The sequence below is a fragment of the Bifidobacterium apousia genome, assembly GCF_007559275.1.
Lineage (GTDB): Bacteria > Actinomycetota > Actinomycetes > Actinomycetales > Bifidobacteriaceae > Bombiscardovia > Bombiscardovia apousia.
Genome location: NZ_VMHK01000001.1, coordinates 406,753 through 425,201 on the forward strand (window position 1 = coordinate 406,753; position 18,449 = coordinate 425,201).

Below are 18,449 nucleotides of genomic sequence, written 5' to 3' on the forward strand. Positions count from 1 at the left end.
TCACGGGAGCGTGGATTGAAATCCAAATCTCCTCTTATTATACAGCTGACTACGGAGTCGCTCCCTTCACGGGAGCGTGGATTGAAATGCCGGCACCGAGGTCGAGGAGTACAAGGACCAGGTCGCTCCCTTCACGGGAGCGTGGATTGAAATATCTGCGACGAGCTGCACGTGTACAAGACCCCGGGTCGCTCCCTTCACGGGAGCGTGGATTGAAATTCAAGGCCGCAGCCCAGGGAGCCACCGACGAGCAGGTCGCTCCCTTCACGGGAGCGTGGATTGAAATATATCCAAACCGTTGCTGCCTACCGGCGTGATGGTCGCTCCCTTCACGGGAGCGTGGATTGAAATATCATCCAGGGCTACAAACTGGATCTGGGAGCCGTCGCTCCCTTCACGGGAGCGTGGATTGAAATTCCTTGTCGGTTGCCATGTCGCATGGCTGCGCCGGTCGCTCCCTTCACGGGAGCGTGGATTGAAATCTTGCCTTGCAAGTGGGGTAAACGTAATTTTAAGGCGTCGCTCCCTTCACGGGAGCGTGGATTGAAATTCCAAGATTGTTTGAGAGGTAGAAGTTGCAATCAGTCGCTCCCTTCACGGGAGCGTGGATTGAAATTCCGGGCAGAATAGCGCGAGGGCCGGCCTGAGCCTGTCGCTCCCTTCACGGGAGCGTGGATTGAAATATATATTACTATCAAAATCGATAAGTGCAATATGGTCGCTCCCTTCACGGGAGCGTGGATTGAAATAGCACCTGGGCCAGCACGGGCACTATGGGGACTCTGGTCGCTCCCTTCACGGGAGCGTGGATTGAAATGCCGAGGTGGGCGGCGCTGAAGCGACCCTGACATGTCGCTCCCTTCACGGGAGCGTGGATTGAAATTGGATCGCTCGCCTTTGCTGGTGTCCCGCAGGCAGGGTCGCTCCCTTCACGGGAGCGTGGATTGAAATATCCGCTGCTCTTTGACCCGATCCTGGACGCTGGTCGCTCCCTTCACGGGAGCGTGGATTGAAATTCATTATCATCATTGGTCACGCCACCAATGAGCAGTCGCTCCCTTCACGGGAGCGTGGATTGAAATCGGGTAAACCTGGCTCGTGACCTGCGCATGATCCGTCGCTCCCTTCACGGGAGCGTGGATTGAAATGTCTACGAGGGCCTGATGAAGGCCTATGGGAACGTCGCTCCCTTCACGGGAGCGTGGATTGAAATCCATAGACATGGTAGAAGACATCATCCCGGGTCCGTCGCTCCCTTCACGGGAGCGTGGATTGAAATTTGAACCAGTCCGGTTCATCCATTGTGTTATTCGTCGCTCCCTTCACGGGAGCGTGGATTGAAATCCACTCCTCGGGGCTGATGATACTGCCGGTCTTGGGTCGCTCCCTTCACGGGAGCGTGGATTGAAATATCATCAACGCCAGCAATCGGACGGAACTGGACGGTCGCTCCCTTCACGGGAGCGTGGATTGAAATGCTCAGATTAAGTGTCTTGTTTGTCATGATATATGTCGCTCCCTTCACGGGAGCGTGGATTGAAATTCGGCAACGTGCGCGTGCCTTACGCCCGATACCGGTCGCTCCCTTCACGGGAGCGTGGATTGAAATTATAATCCTCTTCAGACTCTTCCGAATCGTCAGAGTCGCTCCCTTCACGGGAGCGTGGATTGAAATGGGGATATGACCGCCGACAACGTGGTCCTCTCTCGTCGCTCCCTTCACGGGAGCGTGGATTGAAATAATCCCATGAATTGCAGTGGTTCATTGTCTGCAAGTCGCTCCCTTCACGGGAGCGTGGATTGAAATCCAGGGCAGGCAGCACGGTGCCCACCAGCCAGGGTCGCTCCCTTCACGGGAGCGTGGATTGAAATGACAAGGTTCCGGTATCTGTCGCTGACCGACATGGTCGCTCCCTTCACGGGAGCGTGGATTGAAATAACCGGCAGACCCTGGTGGCTGACCAGCTGCTGGTGTCGCTCCCTTCACGGGAGCGTGGATTGAAATTTTTCGCGCTCACCGTGCACGTTGGTGCCGTAGATGTCGCTCCCTTCACGGGAGCGTGGATTGAAATTTAGGCATGAAAAAGGGAAGCCACACACAGCCAAGGTCGCTCCCTTCACGGGAGCGTGGATTGAAATTGGAGTACCGACAACGGCACAATCCGCGAGTATGAGTCGCTCCCTTCACGGGAGCGTGGATTGAAATCTTCTGGTGTCGTGGTCATGCTGAGCAGAATGGCGTCGCCCCCTTCACGGGAGCGTGGATTGAAATGCTATCTCATGGAATTCATCGTCTGAATGCATATGTCGCTCCCTTCACGGGAGCGTGGATTGAAATATCAATGGCGATAAGTACGGTGCTGTGGTAGGGTCGCTCCCTTCACGGGAGCGTGGATTGAAATCCAAGCCTGAAACCACGTATGCCCTTGCGAATACGTCGCTCCCTTCACGGGAGCGTGGATTGAAATTGATTGAGCGCCAAAATGCACCTCCACGGTTATCGTCGCTCCCTTCACGGGAGCGTGGATTGAAATACGGAATGCGGGTCGAGGATGAAGTCCACCCGCACGTCGCTCCCTTCACGGGAGCGTGGATTGAAATCAGCCGCCGTCGTGCAGCCACTTGCTGGCGGTGGTCGCTCCCTTCACGGGAGCGTGGATTGAAATGCCATATCCATAGCGACCGCTCTCATGCCAATGAGTCGCTCCCTTCACGGGAGCGTGGATTGAAATCCGGGAACTGCACAGCAACGAATGGAATGACGAAGTCGCTCCCTTCACGGGAGCGTGGATTGAAATATGACGCATGTGGAGGGCACGCGTCTGGAGCACGGGTCGCTCCCTTCACGGGAGCGTGGATTGAAATAACAATGACGACATTGTTGAGTTTTCCGCTGTTGGTCGCTCCCTTCACGGGAGCGTGGATTGAAATTTCATGCACCGTGTCAACATCGACCAACCGACAGGTCGCTCCCTTCACGGGAGCGTGGATTGAAATTGGCTTTGCATAGGAGGGAAAGGCCTCTACTGCGAGTCGCTCCCTTCACGGGAGCGTGGATTGAAATGTAGACAACAATCTGGGATGGCTGCGCAAGGCCAGTCGCTCCCTTCACGGGAGCGTGGATTGAAATAGTCTAATATAACTAAATTCCAACAAGTCGCTCGTCGCTCCCTTCACGGGAGCGTGGATTGAAATACATGGGATACGTCCATTCCCGCATTCTTGCCAGGTCGCTCCCTTCACGGGAGCGTGGATTGAAATACCTGACCGTGCCGATTCGCCGGATTGCGAGAAGTCGCTCCCTTCACGGGAGCGTGGATTGAAATAGGCTCTCGATGCCCCCCATAAGACACCAGCAATCGTCGCTCCCTTCACGGGAGCGTGGATTGAAATGCCGACTCCTACGCGGCCATCATGCGGGCCCTGGTCGCTCCCTTCACGGGAGCGTGGATTGAAATTACGAATTTGAAGAAGCAGCCCAGGACTATGTGAGGTCGCTCCCTTCACGGGAGCGTGGATTGAAATTTTTCGGGCCAGATGTGCTGGGCGGCCTCATGAGTCGCTCCCTTCACGGGAGCGTGGATTGAAATTCTCTCGATTCAATCCAGGCGGCATGGCGCTTCTGTCGCTCCCTTCACGGGAGCGTGGATTGAAATTGCCAGCAGGCATGACCGGCTTCTACGACGAAGGTCGCTCCCTTCACGGGAGCGTGGATTGAAATCGACAGGACAGGTGACCAACCACTATGAGAACAAATGTCGCTCCCTTCACGGGAGCGTGGATTGAAATCTTGACAAGAAAGAGATGGGGGTGGCCGCATGAGGTCGCTCCCTTCACGGGAGCGTGGATTGAAATGACGATTTCGCCAACTACTTGTGGCAGCACCCGAGTCGCTCCCTTCACGGGAGCGTGGATTGAAATTCCCGTCTTGTCCAGCATCCATCCAGCCATCCGGGTCGCTCCCTTCACGGGAGCGTGGATTGAAATAGCAGGCCAACGCCCACAGGGCGGCGGCTACAGCGGTCGCTCCCTTCACGGGAGCGTGGATTGAAATGCTTGCTGGCATCAGTACTCCAATCCTGTCTGCGTCGCTCCCTTCATGGGAGCGTGGATTGAAATACCAGCATGGATCAGCTGGGCGAGTGGCGCAAGGGTCGCTCCCTTCACGGGAGCGTGGATTGAAATGTGAAAGCCGGGGGACGCTCCACGCGGGTGGACGTCGCTCCCTTCACGGGAGCGTGGATTGAAATCGGTCTCGCGGTGTGCAAATACATATGTTGAGAGTCGCTCCCTTCACGGGAGCGTGGATTGAAATACTTCCTGGGTGCAGACATCCTGGCAGAACGTTGGTCGCTCCCTTCACGGGAGCGTGGATTGAAATCAGAAACTATCGACTATGCCGCTGATGGCGTTCGTCGCTCCCTTCACGGGAGCGTGGATTGAAATCTGGAAGTCGGCAATGGCTACTTTGACCTTAGTGGTCGCTCCCTTCACGGGAGCGTGGATTGAAATCCCGCAGAGCGTGGCCCTGCTGCGCAATGCTGGCGTCGCTCCCTTCACGGGGGCGTGGATTGAAATCGGAGAGATCGCGCCATCGACTCAAAGGCCAGGTGTCGCTCCCTTCACGGGGGCGTGGATTGAAATGGGGGAGTCGGACGGCACGGCAAGACCCAGCCTAGTCGCTCCCTTCACGGGAGCGTGGATTGAAATATGCCCGATAAGGGCGGAAAGGAGGTCGTCATGGGTCGCTCCCTTCACGGGAGCGTGGATTGAAATTTGGATAACCTGCGTGGCTCCCGTCCAGGTCGGGTCGCTCCCTTCACGGGAGCGTGGATTGAAATCTGTTTCAACTGTGCCATATCGCTCCTATCAGAGGTCGCTCCCTTCACGGGAGCGTGGATTGAAATAATGGTGGGCAGGGTGATAAGCCCTGCCCGGTTTGTCGCTCCCTTCACGGGAGCGTGGATTGAAATCCACTCGTTTAGCTGGGCTATGGTCATGCGGGAGGTCGCTCCCTTCACGGGAGCGTGGATTGAAATCACACGTCCATCCGACCATTTGGCCCAATTCCAAGTCGCTCCCTTCACGGGAGCGTGGATTGAAATATACCGGCTGAGTCCTGCCTGCTGCTCCTGGTCTGTCGCTCCCTTCACGGGAGCGTGGATTGAAATCTGCAATGACGTGGCTGACGTGACGGGCGCCGCAGGTCGCTCCCTTCACGGGAGCGTGGATTGAAATAGGACTGACTTGGCCCAGCCTACGATGTTGCTGCGTCGCTCCCTTCACGGGAGCGTGGATTGAAATCACTAAGGAAGGGTGGATTTTCAAGGACAAGATGTCGCTCCCTTCACGGGAGCGTGGATTGAAATAGAAGGTCCGGTTGACGGTGATCAGGAAGGTGCCCGGTCGCTTCCTTCACGGGGGCGTGGATTGAAATCGCGAGGACACGGCGGACGGCACCACCACGCACGTCGCTCCCTTCACGGGAGCGTGGATTGAAATAACGAGGAGCTGCGAGCCGACGCGACCCTGCAGGTCGCTCCCTTCACGGGAGCGTGGATTGAAATGACACGATCCATCTCCAGCCGGGACTGCCGCAGGTCGCTCCCTTCACGGGAGCGTGGATTGAAATACCGACGAGGAGAACACGCAGATCCTCGACCTGGTCGCTCCCTTCACAGGAGCGTGGATTGAAATCGCATCTTTGCGGCCTGGTCGTCCCAGCCGGCTAGTCGCTCCCTTCACGGGAGCGTGGATTGAAATCAGGCGCACACGCTGGTCTGTGACTGGCCGGACTGTCGCTCCCTTCACGGGAGCGTGGATTGAAATCTCAACTACAACTACAACGGCAATAGATTCAACGGTCGCTCCCTTCACGGGAGCGTGGATTGAAATTGCAAAGGCAGGCGGCTCTGGTCTCCAACACTCGGTCGCTCCCTTCGTGGGAGCGTGGATTAGGAATGCCACTACGTATGGTTTTCTGCCTGCGGTATGTACCCCCCCCCCCCCCCTAGAAGCCTGAATTGGCAAACCGATTATGCTGCTCTGAATCAACCAGACAACACTGTCTTTTAGCGGGAACATGTATTAAAACTGTTCTTTCCTCAGAACTCTGTTAAGAATTGTATTCCTTCTAAACATGAGTATGAGTTGCTGCTCCGGTATAGTGTCAATCTTTTTATGCCATTCTCTTGTTCCTAGCTGCAAGAGTGCTGTGCTCCCGGCATTCGCGAGAATGATCCCAAGCAGTGACCGGGTCTTTTCGTAGTATAGAAATACTACTGGCCCTCCCTGCAGATGCGGGGACAATCCTGCAGGGGAATCGGAAGGATGCCCGCATGTTCGCAAAGTTGAGAGGAGATGAATAGCTGTGGACGAGGATTTCATGAGAAAAATGGCATCCAAGGATAAGGCCTGTACCACTTATGACCTTATTCCCCAAAAGAGGATTGATGACTATACGTCAAAGTATCCCATTACTGATGACATGGATGATGCAGAGCGCAGAGTCTGGGATTCGTTGGATGATGAGGACAGGCAAATGATCCAGTCGGATCGTACATACTATGGGACAAACTATGGTGCTGGCTTCGGCGGCGACACCAAGGTGAGTTTCTACGATGTCCTCGGCATCAGGCAGTTCGACTGATTCATCCCCGGATTCCTGTATGCTGTTGTAATCAGCAAGAGAATCGCCACGGGAGCGCTGGGGGAGAGTCCATAACCGCTTCATAGTTCTTACATGAGTGTTTGATTCTCTGGGGATGGTCCAGCCGTCTGTTCGGCCAAAAATGAGAATGCTCTGTGTCCCCAGCAGGCGCGGGGATGATCCTGTGGGACATCGGATGGATGCCCTGCAGGTTCGCAAAGATAAGAGGAGATGAATGGCCATGGATGAGGATTTCATGAGAGACATGGCAACCAAGGATAAGGCCTGCACCACTCATCACAACATCCCCCAGGATCTGATCGACAGTTATGCGTCTAGGCATCCCATCACTGAGAAAATGGATGAAGCCGAGCGGCGGGTCTGGGATTCGTTGGATGATGAGGACAGGAGAATGATCCAGTCGGATCGCGTCTACTACGGTACAAATTACGGTACAGGCTGCGGTCCCGGTGACGAGTATGTGAGTTTCCGTGATGTCATCGGCATCAGGCAGTTCGACTGATTCACCCACCAAGCTCCGCAGGCCGTTGCAATCAGTAAAAATCGCTATTGGAGCGCCGGGGAAAATCCATAACCGCTTCTTAGTCCGTACATGAGTGTTTGATCCTCTCCAGCCGGAGTAATCGCATTGGTGTGCCCTGATTGAGGGTTTGTCTGCTTTGCAGATGACTAGCACGGTGTTTGAATACGGATTGTCATGGTTTTCAGATGTGCATGATCGGCTGGTCAGAAGACGCGGCCCGGGTGCTCATCGGATACGTGGGGGATGAGTCTGGGTCTGCAGCATTTTCGGTCGCAGAGATCAGGTGTTCCTCGCTTCTGCGTGGGTGAGCCGTGTCGCTGTCAGAACGACTCCATTTATCTGCTATTGCCTGGATGCCGAGTGCCAGTGAATTGACCTTTTGCATTCTTGGGCGCGGGTGCGCTGCCCGGTATAAGCTTGTAGGCGATGTGTCCACGAGCAGCGGACTTGGAGGTGTGGTCGCCGATGGAGCAATTCGACGATGCAGATGGCGCGGAATCCGGCAGAAGCGATGCAACGGATTCCGCAGTCGTGCAACCGCATCCAGATGAGGCGACCGCAGTGAACAAGGTTTCGGCTCATCCTGAGGCGACCATTCCGGACTCTGAATACTCTCTGGCTGAGATTGAGCAGCGCCGTGCTCGCCCGGTCCGCTGGGTGGTCTTCGCGTTGGCGGTACTTCTGGCCATCGTCATTCCTTATGGATACGGGCGCTCGCTGGCCATCAACCATACCCAGGGCGTGCTCCACTATGCCTCGGTCCTGGATCCGCGCGGCATAGCCCTGATAGCCTGGACGGTGACCGTGCTGACCTTTATGGGCATCGGCATGTCCATCATCGAGTCATCCTCCTGGTTCTGGCGGGTGGTCTTCGTGCTGGGCCTGGCCGCCGAACAGCTGATCGCCGGCCTCTGCCTGCTCAAGATGAACTTCTGGTACAGCACCTTCGTCGTCTACCAGCATCAGGCCATCCTGGCCAACGCGGCCAATCTGGGCATCATCGCCGCTGGCTTGGGCGTGGCGGTCTTTGCGGTTATCTTTGTGGCCATCCTGGTCTGTGTGCGCAAGGATTCCCCTTGGAACACGCTGACCCACAGCTGGTCGGCCCTCTCCTTATTCTTTATCATCGAGCTGGTGGCCATCGCCATTGTCCTCTTCGGAGGCCTGATCACTGCGGCTTGACCTTATCGCCGAGTCCGTCAGGGATGCATGTGTTTCTCCTCCCATTCCCGCATCCGGTCCCATCGCTGTGTATAATGGACTTTTGGCGTGTTTCGCCCGCGGATCGAGAGCGCTTCAGCATAGGGCTGGTGCACCGCGTAACGGAAGAATGCAAGAGGAGGAGCCGTGGCTCTTACGAGTGAGCAGAAGCAGGCAATCGTCAAGGAATACGCGACCCACGAGGGTGACACCGGTTCCCCCGAGGTCCAGGTGGCTCTGCTGAGCAAGCGCATCTCCGACCTGACCGAGCACCTCAAGCAGCATCAGCACGACCATCATTCGCGTCGTGGCCTGCTGCTCATGGTCGGCCATCGTCGCCGGTTGCTGGATTACCTCAAGAAGGTGGATATCAACCGCTACCGTTCCCTGGTGGAGCGTCTTGGACTGCGCCACTGATACGCATGCTTTCGCCCGGGCCTAGCGCTCGGGCGCTTTTGCATGACTGAACCAGGCACCGTTGACCCCGGGATGGGGTTGTAGAAGATGGTGCCGAACTCAAATGCAAGGTTGGTCCGCAAGGCATGAAGATAGCCGGACATGGGGTTCGGCAGGACCAGACCGAAGTACAAGGATCTCCGGCAGTCAATTGATGCCGAGCATCCTGACATCAGGTAGTACACAAGCAGTAAACAAAAGGAGGAACCCTATGGAGGGTCCCGAAATCACGGCTGTAGAAGCCACGATCGATAACGGATCATATGGCAAGCGCACGGTGCGCTTCGAGACGGGTCGTCTCGCCCAGCAGGCGGATGGGGCAGTAGCCGCCTATCTTGATGACGATTCCATGGTGTTGTCCACCACCACCGCCGGATCCAGCCCCAAGGAGAACTACGACTTCTTCCCGCTGACCGTTGATGTGGAGGAGAAGATGTACGCCGCGGGCAAGATCCCCGGCTCCTTCTTCCGCCGCGAGGGTCGGCCCTCCAACGAGGCCATCCTGGCCTGCCGGTTGATTGACCGCCCCCTGCGCCCTCTCTTCCCTCATACCCTGCGCAACGAGGTCCAGGTTGTGGAGACCATCCTGGCTGTTAACCCCGAGGATGCCTACGACGTGCTGGCCCTGAACGCGGCCTCTGCTTCCACCCTGATTTCCGGACTGCCCTTCGAGGGCCCGGTCTCGGGTCTGCGTCTGGCCCTGATCGATGGTCAGTGGGTGGCTTTCCCCCGTTGGAGCGAGCGCGAGCGCGCCGTCTTCGAGCTGGTCGTGGCCGGCCGTGTGGTCGAGGGCGGGGATGTCGCCATCGCCATGATTGAGGCAGGCGCCGGCAAGAACGCTTGGAGCCTGATCTATGACGAGGGCCAGATCAAGCCTGACGAAGAGGTGGTCGCCCAGGGTCTTGAGGCCGCCAAGCCCTTCATCAAGGTTCTGTGCGAGGCCCAGAGCGAGCTCAAGGCCAAGGCTGCCAAGCCCACCAAGGACTTCCAGCTCTTCCCCGAGTACACCGACGAGCTCTACGCTCGCATCGACCAGGTGGCCCACGCCGACCTGGATCAGGCCCTCTCCATCGCGGAGAAGCTGCCCCGCCAGGATCGCATCCATGAGATCAAGGAGAAGGTCCGCGAAGCTCTGGCCGACGAGTTCACCGACATGGACGAGGCCGAGAAGGACAAGGAGCTGGGCAACGCCTTCAAGGAGCTCCAGCGTCAGATCGTACGCCGCCGCATCCTGACCCAGGACTACCGCATCGACGGCCGTGGCCTGCGCGACATCCGCACTCTGTCCGCCGAGGTGGACGTGGTGCCCCGCGTGCACGGCTCAGCCCTCTTCCAGCGCGGCGAGACCCAGGTGCTGGGCGTCACCACCCTGAACATGCTGAAGATGGAGCAGACCATCGATGCTCTGTCCGGCCCCACCACCAAGCGCTACATGCACAACTACGAGATGCCGCCCTATTCGACCGGCGAGACCGGCCGCGTGGGTTCGCCCAAGCGCCGCGAGGTGGGCCATGGCAACCTGGCCGAGCGCGCTCTGATCCCGGTGCTGCCCAGCCGCGAGGAGTTCCCCTACGCCATCCGTCAGGTCTCCGAGGCCATCGGCTCCAACGGGTCCACCTCCATGGGCTCCGTCTGCGCCTCCACCCTGTCCCTGCTGGCTGCCGGCGTGCCTCTGAAGGCCCCTGTGGCGGGCATAGCCATGGGCCTGGTCACAGGCGAGGTCGACGGTCGGCCCACCTACAAGACCCTGACCGACATTCTGGGTGCCGAGGATGCCTTCGGCGACATGGACTTCAAGGTAGCCGGCACCTCCGAATTCATCACCTCCCTGCAGCTGGACACCAAGCTGGACGGCATCCCCGCCGACATCCTGGCCGCCGCCCTGCAGCAGGCCAAGGAAGCCCGGGCCACCATCCTCGACGTGATCAACGAGTGCATTGACGGGCCCGCCGAGATGAGCCCCTATGCGCCGCGCATCATCACCACCCAGGTCCCGGTTGACAAGATCGGCGAGGTCATCGGCCCCAAGGGCAAGATGATCAACCAGATCCAGGAGGATACAGGCGCCGATGTCTCCATCGAGGACGACGGCACGGTCTACATCGCCTCCGAGGGCGGCGAGGCAGCAGCCAAGGCCAAGGAGGTCATCGACCAGATCGCCAATCCGCATGTGCCTGAGGCGGGGGAGACCTTCAATGGCAAGGTGGTCAAGATCACCAGCTTCGGCGCCTTCGTCAACCTGACCCCCGGCACCGACGGACTTCTGCACATCTCGCAGATCCGCAACCTGGCCAACGGCGAGCGCATCGACTCCGTGGAGGACGTCCTCAAGGAGGGCGACACCGTCGAGGTCATCGTGCAGGGTGTGGACGACCGCGGCAAGATCTCTCTGGCCATCCCCGGCTTCGAGGACCAGGAGTCCGCAGGCGGCCGTGATCGCGGTGATCGCGATGGTCGTGGCGGCCGTCGTGACCGTGGTGGCGATCGTCGTGAGCGTGGCGGCCGTGGTGACCGTGATCGTCGTGATCGCCGCAGCCGTTCCTCCGAGCGTGATGATCGGTATGAGGCCCCGCGCCGTTCCCGCTCCGAGCGTGATGATCGCTACTATGACGATGAGGATCAGGAGGATCGTCCCCGGCACCGTCGTCAGAGCCGCGGCCGCGACTATGAGGATGGCGGAGACTGGTTCGAGGACGAGGACCGCGGCTCCCGTCGCGATCGTCGTCGGGTCTCCCGCGACGATGACGAGGATCGTGGCGGCCGGGGCCGTGGCGAGCGTCGTGGCCGTGGCAGCCGCTCCGAGCGTGATGACCGCGGTGATCGCGGTGGTCGTCATGAGCGCCGCTCTTCCGGGCGTGGCGGCTATCGTGGCCGCAGGGAGAATCCGCGCTACGCTGCCGACGAGCACTATGACGAGTACCGGGCCGACAGAGAGGAGCGTTCCGAGCGTCCCCGTCGCCGGGTGCGCAGGGACTTCGATCCCTTCGACAGTGAGGACTGATTCCTACTGATGCTGGGACCCCGTTCCATTGGACGGGGTCCCTTTTTTGTCTCCTCTGAATTTAGTGAGAGAATGAGGGCATGTCCGTATCAATGATCGTGCTCATCATCATCGTTTTGCTGGTCGTGTTGCTGGTTATCTGGGGAATCGGTATCTACAACGGTCTGGTCAATCTGCGCAACCGGGTGGCCAATGGCTGGGCCCAGATTGATGTACAGCTCAAGCAGCGTGCCGATCTGGTGCCCAACCTGGTCCAGACGGTCAAGGGCTACGCCTCACACGAGTCCACCGTCCTGGAGGAGGTGACCAAAGCCCGCGCCGACGTGGCCCAGGCCCAGACGGCTGGCGGGGACCAGATGCAGGCCCGTGCCGATGCTGAGCAACGGCTGGGTCAATCCCTGGTCACTCTGATGGCTCGGGCGGAGGCCTACCCTGAGCTCAAAGCCAACCAGAACTTCCTGGACTTGCAGCGTCAGCTCAAGGACCTGGAGGACAAGATCGCCTACGCCAGGCAGTTCTACAATGATGTGGTTCAGAAGTTCAACACCCGCATCGAGACGGTCCCCTCAAACATCATCGCATCCCTTTTCCACTTCCGTCAGGCCCAGTATTTCCAGGCTGACGAGGGTAGCCGCCAGGCGCCCGTAGTGGACTTCGGACAGTGAACGCCCCAGTGGCCTCCTCTGGAAAACCGGTCTCAAGTCATCCCTCCTGGAGCACTTCCCGCTTTTTCCGAGCCTTGGCACTGGCTTTGGTGGCAGCCTTGGTGACGTCCATAGTCGCTGCTCTGCTTATCTTCAACAAGAATTGGCCGGATCTGGTATACGATTCAGTGGACTATGATGTCCAGGTCCTGGATAACGGCGATTTGCGCATCAGTCAGAACCTGACCGTAACCATGAACTCCCGTGAGGACGACAACGGCGATAAACGTCCCTGGAGGGAGCTCTACCAGCGTTATCAGATTAAGCCTGACCGGCTGACGGGCATCAGTGACATAAGCGTGCGCGACCTGACCAATGGCTCTACATATAGGCAAGCCGATCCGCCGACGGATCCTGATAACCTCGATCAGGTTCCCGACTGGGATAAGACCATGGCTGGCACCTGGTATATGGGCACAGTCTCGGACTCAGGATTGGAATCCTACAAGCCGGGCGACTCGGACCAAGGATCCGCCTGCGGCGCCCAGGGGGACCGGTGTCAGGTGGAGCTGGGTTGGAACATTCCGCAGATTGCCGAGGATTCAGGTCGGCGCTTCCGCATCGACATGACCTTCCACGGTGTCACTACTGCCCATCCCGATGTGGCTGAATTCCAATGGGAGCCCGTGGGCGACACCAACCAGATTTCCGTCGAGCATATGAGCGCTGATGTTAGGCTTCCCAAGCTTATAGGAGCAGAGAAGGACAAGGATACCAAGGCCTGGCTCCATTTCGCTGGCAAGGGTTCCTACCAGGTGGGCGATGACAGCAGTATCCACTTTTCAGCTGACCAGATCGGGCCAGGTCAGCATCTGGATTTGGTGGCTCTCTTCGATGCGAAGAGGGTTTCCTCGGTAGTCAGGACCGACTCTCAACCGGCGCGTGACCGCATCATCAAGCAGGAGCGCCAGCAGTATGAGCACTGGCACGCCGAGCAGACCAGATGGGCGCGGATCGGACTTTTGGCTGGTGTACTGACCGTCTTAGCTGCTATCGCGCTGATTGTAGTGATGCTCTGGCAGGCCTTCCGCACCTATGGAGACTCCCAGTACCGAGGCGATATTATCTACTACCGTCAGCCTCCTGATCTGTCACCGGCCGTGGCCGCCGTTATCAACGATTTGATGCTGACCCGAGAATCCCCTATTGGCAGGCAATTGTCAGCCACCATTCTCTCCCTGGCCTCCAAGCGGGCCATCGCTCTGATTCCGGTCAAGTATGAGGACCGGGCGAATTCCGGCGGAGGTTCCCTGACTAAGGTGATGCGCTCGCTGCTCCACAAAGGCAAACGGCAGTCCATGGAGGTGGTCATTAATCCGGTCTGCAGTCAGGATCGAGCCTCCCTGGCCCTGTCCTTAAGCGAGGAAGCCTGCCTGACCATGCTGGAAGGTGCTTCTGCTCTGATGGGCTCCAAGGATGAACGTTTCGACCTGTACGAGATGATTGCTCTCTTCTCCAGCACCGAAGCTCATCATGGCAAGGTCTATCTGGAGGCTTTCGACAAGGCCGTCAAGTACGAGACCAACAATGCTGACCTGCGTGCCTATCGTCATGGTATAGAGGTCTTGCCCTTCCTGGCCGTGCTCTTGGCCGCTTTCATCCTGCTGGCTGGATTCCTGCCGGGCACCGTGCTGGTACGTGCGCCATTGGCCGTGCTTCTGGTGGCTGTTGCAGCATTCTCCATTCGTTATGGTAGTTCGCAAGTGCTCAGCAGGAATGGACAGCTCATGGCTGGTCAGGTGTCAGGGCTTCGGCGCTATCTGCTGGACTTCAGCGATTTTAGCCACCGGGGCGTGGAGGACCTGGTGCTCTGGGACCGCTACCTGGTTTACGCTGCGGCCTTCGGTATAAGTGACCGGGTTGTCGCTCAGCTGGCACAGGCCAGCCCTGAACTGACCGACTTCGACTGGCTGAATAATAATGCGCGCGGGAGCCTGCTCTACTGTACCTTCCTGCCTTACAGCCAGAATGTTCCGGTGGCTTCCTCCGTGAGTGGCCCTGAAACATTGGCTGCAAATTCAATGCTTGGCCAAGGCGGGGTGGTTGATCTGGGTACTCAGTTGACCCAGGGACTCGAACAGATCGGCGGCCTGATCGGCCAGGCCAGCGGCAACAGTTCCGGCAGTGGTATTGGTGGGTTTGGCTCCGGTGGTGGTTCCTTCGGCGGCTCCGGTGGCGGCTCCGGTGGTGGTTCCTTCGGCGGTCGTTGATACTGGGCCACAAGCTAAGCTCGATACGAAGCCGGCGGCATTGAAGCTGGCATCAATCTACAAGACGGGAGTACATGCATGACATCGTCGATGCGGGCCTTGGGGCCCTTTACTACGACAGCGGTCGGACTGGGTTGCATGGGATTGTCCATTGAGGGCAAGCCGGACCAGGGAACGGCCATTGAGGTCATCCATCAGGCTTTGGATGCCGGTTGCCGACATCTGGATACTGCCTGGTCCTACTACGAGTCAGGTGGCCCTGAGCAGACCAATGAACGACTGGTTCGCCAGGCTTTGGACTCCTGGAAGGGACCTCGTCAGGACGTGCTGGTGGCCACCAAGGTTGGGCACTACCGCAACTTCACTGACGGACGGCCCACCTGGGCTGTGGACGGTCGGCCGGAGAGCCTGATCCGGCACGCCAAGGAGTCTGCCCAGGCCCTGGGCGTGGACACCATTGACTTGCTCTATATGCACCGTCCTGACCCGCAGGTGCCCTACCAGGAGTCGTTGGAGGCCATGGCTGAACTGGCCAAGCAGGGCGTGGCCCGGACCCTGGGCGTCTCCAACGTAGACATCGAGCGGATGGACCTGGCTCGCAAGATTCTGGGCGATGACCTCGTAGCCGTGCAGAATCAGTTCTCGCCCACCTTCACCAGCTCCCGCCAGGAGTTGGACCATGCGGCCGAACTGGGTCTGGCCTTCGTCTGCTGGAGCCCTCTGGGAGGCTTCCGAGCGCCCAAGGACGAAACCCGTTATGATGCCTTCCGGCAGGTGGCCCAGGAGCTCGGCGTTTCCCACCAGCGCGTGGTCCTGGCCTGGGAATTGTCCCAGAACAGCAACGTCTTCGTGGTTCCCGGGGCCCACAGGGCGGCCACCATTCTGGATTCCCTACAGGCGGCTGACATGGAACTGAGCGAGGACGAGATGGACCGCCTGAACCGGGCGGCGACTGCATGAGTCCCAAGCCTGAACCAAGAGAGCAGGGCACCCAGAGCGCTCAGGGCGAAGCCTGGGATCGGGAACGGACCCTGCTGGACAGTAGCCCCCTGTCATCGCTGGACGATCAGGGTCGGCCAATCCCGGTCACGATTCCCATAGCCCTGGCGCCAGGGATCAAGGTGGTCTACACCACCAGGCTGGGAGGGGTCTCCTCGGGCGATTATGCCCAGCTGAATCTCGGCGGCAAGGGGGGCGACGACCCGCAGGCGGTGGCTGCCAACCGTCAGGCCCTGGGCCGCCAGCTGGACCGTCCCATGGTCTTGGTGGATCAGGTTCACTCAGCCAGGGTCTGGGACGCTGACCAGGGTCAGCCCCAGGGGCGCTGCGAAGCCGATGCGCAGGTGACCACCCGTCGTGACCTGGCCCTGGGCATCTTCGCGGCCGATTGCCTTCCTGTGCTGCTGACCGACCCCCAGGCCGGCGTGATGGGGGCGGCGCATTGCGGTCGTCGTGGTCTGGTGGCTGGCGTCATTCCGGCCACAGTCAAGGCCATGACTGACAGGGGCGCCGACCCGTCCAGGATCGTGGCAACGCTGGGGCCTCGGATCTGCGCAGACTGCTATCAGGTGTGTTCGAACCTGGCTGATGACTTCGAGAAGCGTTTCCCCGGCGCATCAGGACCATGCCGATTCGGCGGAATCGCCATCGACATCGCCGCTGCAGCCAGGATGGAACTGAAGGCGGCAGGAGTGACCCGTATCGTGGACTCCACCCCGCGGGTCGCTGCCGCCACCAGCTACCTTTGCCAGGATCCGGATCTGGAAGAGCTCTGCAGCCATGACAGTGAGGGTCCCTCCCTGTCGAAGCGTCTGGAGGATCTGCGCCGACCCTTGTGCACGCTGGAGAATCCGCTCTGGTACTCCCACCGCAGGGCCTCGCTGGCTAGCAAGGCGGGGGAGGGGCGCATGCTGGCCCTTATCCTGGCCGACGACTGATGCAGTATGTTGATTGATCCGGCTTCCGGCAGCCGGAGCAGGCCTCGGGTGCAGATGTTCGGTGCAGATAGCGCCGGGTCTGCGCCCCTTCCTGTCCTCGCGTGAGTACCGTTGAGTTTATGAGTGAGAGCAGAGCATCAGCAGCCCCGTCCGAGGTCAGTCAGGATAACGCAGAGCCGGAGGAGCAGATTCAGCCAGTTGTGGCGGTGATTCTGGCAGCCGGGCTGGGCGTTCGGTTTGACGAGAGCAACCCCAAGCAGCTGGTGCAGGTGGGCGGCAAACCCATCATCGCCTGGTCAATTGATGCCTTCCAGTTCAATGCCCGGGTCACCGACATTCTGGTCGTGGTCAACGATCGGGTGCGGGAGGCTGTCGAGGCCATCGTGGGCGATGACACCTACGACAAGGTCCGCACGGTCATCCAGGGCGGCATCGAGCGCATGGACAGCACCGAGGCGGCCCTGCAGACCCTGGCCGAAGCGGAGATCCCCCAGGACGCCAAGCTGCTCATCCACGATGCCGTACGCCCCTTCGTCAGCCAGGAGTCCATCAATGGCTGCATCGATGCCCTGGATACCTTCAACGCCGCAACCGTGGCCGTGGCCTCGACCGACACCATGCTGATGGCCGGCGACCTGGGCGAGCGCAAGGTGGTGCGCCAGGTGCCCGACCGAGACAACATGTTCCGGGCCCAGACCCCGCAGGCCTTCCGCTTCGGCACCCTCCGCAAGGCCTACGACCTGGCCGCCGCAGACCCCGATTTCCATCCCACCGATGACACCCGGGTGGTGGTGGACCGCCTGCCCGAGGAGCCGGTGGCCATCGTGGCCGGCAGCGTGACCAACATGAAGATCACCCTGCCCTCGGACGTGCCCATGGCTGAATGGATAGCGCGCTCCCTGGCCGGGTGAAGCCCTGTGTACCATGGGGCACATGGAGCAGATCAAGGTCATCGTCGCCGGATACGATCATTACGAGGGTGTTGATGTCAACCCCTCCTATCAGGTCTCACAGGCTTTGGCCGAGCATGGCATGGAAGGCATGCGGCCAGTCGGCCCCACCGAGGAGGATCCCTTGGAGGGCGTGGATCTGGCTATTTCCTCCGTTACCATGTCTGTCAGCTTCGCCAAGGCCTGGCCCATCCTGCATGAGGCCATAGAGCGCGTGCGCCCTGATATCATCATCGCCACAGGGCTCAAGCGTCGGGCTCGCGGCATCGCCATGGAGCGCTGCGCCGTCAACCTCAAGGAGGACGACGCTGACGACCGTGAAAATCTTGGGGAGCAGGAGTCTCGAGATGCGGTCCGTCATGCCAGCCGCCAGCCCATCGACCCCCAGGGCCCAGCCGCCTACTGGACCCGACTGCCGCTGAGGGCTATCCTGCATGACTTCGGCACCTGCGGCATTCCTGCCACCCTGAGCTCGGACGCAGGCACCTATGTCTGCAACGCGCTCTTCTACAACCTGCTGGCATGGGCTGCAGGACACAAGGACGTCCTGGCCGGGTTCGTCAGCCTTCCCTTGGTCAACGAAAGCGGCGGTCAGGAGTGCGGCCTGCCCCTGGATCAGCAGATACAGGCTGTGCGCGAGGTGGTCAATGAGACCATTCGCTACTACCGCAGGCCCTCCTCCAGTCCCATTCTTATCGCCTGAGACCCGTATGTAAGGCCAATGTGTCGGCGGCAGGTCAGACGGCGACTTTCGGCCGGTCATGGGGTAGAGTCGAGGTAAATCCACCGGACCGAAGA

Annotated in this window: 11 protein-coding genes and 1 CRISPR repeat array (1 of these 12 running past the window's edge); all 11 genes read left to right on the top strand. The window is 59.4% G+C overall.

Annotated features, from left to right (window positions below; all coding sequences use genetic code 11):
• Positions 1 to 5,961: a CRISPR direct-repeat array (repeat unit 32 nt; unit sequence GTCGCTCCCTTCACGGGAGCGTGGATTGAAAT) (it extends 9,161 nt beyond the left edge of the window).
• Between the two features lie 409 nt (positions 5,962 to 6,370).
• Positions 6,371 to 6,649 (top strand): hypothetical protein, encoded by a 279-nt coding sequence (locus FPK30_RS01550; RefSeq protein ID WP_144085010.1) that lies wholly within the window; start codon positions 6,371 to 6,373, stop codon positions 6,647 to 6,649.
• 265 nt (positions 6,650 to 6,914) lie between these two features.
• Positions 6,915 to 7,172: a hypothetical protein gene (locus tag FPK30_RS01555; protein WP_260804305.1), complete on the top strand. Its 258-nt coding sequence runs from the start codon at positions 6,915 to 6,917 to the stop codon at positions 7,170 to 7,172.
• Between the two features lie 486 nt (positions 7,173 to 7,658).
• Positions 7,659 to 8,375 carry a hypothetical protein gene (locus tag FPK30_RS01560; protein ID WP_144085012.1) on the top strand — a complete coding sequence of 239 codons (717 nt, stop codon included), beginning with the start codon at positions 7,659 to 7,661 and terminating at the stop codon, positions 8,373 to 8,375.
• 165 nt (positions 8,376 to 8,540) lie between these two features.
• A complete protein-coding gene (gene rpsO, locus FPK30_RS01565) occupies positions 8,541 to 8,810 on the top strand; it encodes a 30S ribosomal protein S15 (protein WP_024626835.1) in 270 nt (89 codons plus the stop codon).
• A gap of 250 nt (positions 8,811 to 9,060) precedes the next feature.
• Positions 9,061 to 11,850: a polyribonucleotide nucleotidyltransferase gene (locus tag FPK30_RS01570; protein WP_144085013.1), complete on the top strand. Its 2,790-nt coding sequence runs from the start codon at positions 9,061 to 9,063 to the stop codon at positions 11,848 to 11,850.
• A gap of 80 nt (positions 11,851 to 11,930) precedes the next feature.
• Positions 11,931 to 12,515 carry a LemA family protein gene (locus FPK30_RS01575; protein ID WP_144085014.1) on the top strand — a complete coding sequence of 195 codons (585 nt, stop codon included), beginning with the start codon at positions 11,931 to 11,933 and terminating at the stop codon, positions 12,513 to 12,515.
• A 74-nt stretch (positions 12,516 to 12,589) separates the two neighbouring features.
• Positions 12,590 to 14,764 (top strand): DUF2207 domain-containing protein, encoded by a 2,175-nt coding sequence (locus FPK30_RS01580; RefSeq protein ID WP_222102854.1) that lies wholly within the window; start codon positions 12,590 to 12,592, stop codon positions 14,762 to 14,764.
• A gap of 78 nt (positions 14,765 to 14,842) precedes the next feature.
• Complete coding sequence (locus FPK30_RS01585; protein WP_144085016.1) at positions 14,843 to 15,724, top strand: aldo/keto reductase; 882 nt, start codon at positions 14,843 to 14,845, stop codon at positions 15,722 to 15,724.
• Positions 15,721 to 16,701, top strand: coding sequence for a purine nucleoside phosphorylase YfiH/LACC1 family protein (locus FPK30_RS01590; protein WP_144085017.1), 981 nt, complete (start codon positions 15,721 to 15,723; stop codon positions 16,699 to 16,701). The genes FPK30_RS01585 and FPK30_RS01590 overlap by 4 nt, the downstream gene beginning before the upstream one ends.
• 119 nt (positions 16,702 to 16,820) lie before the next feature.
• Positions 16,821 to 17,612, top strand: coding sequence for an IspD/TarI family cytidylyltransferase (locus FPK30_RS01595; protein ID WP_144085018.1), 792 nt, complete (start codon positions 16,821 to 16,823; stop codon positions 17,610 to 17,612).
• A 22-nt stretch (positions 17,613 to 17,634) separates the two neighbouring features.
• The gene (locus tag FPK30_RS01600) at positions 17,635 to 18,354 is read left to right on the top strand and encodes a pyroglutamyl-peptidase I (protein ID WP_144085019.1); all 720 of its coding nucleotides are present in this window, start codon (positions 17,635 to 17,637) and stop codon (positions 18,352 to 18,354) included.
• Positions 18,355 to 18,449: the final 95 nt, after the last annotated feature.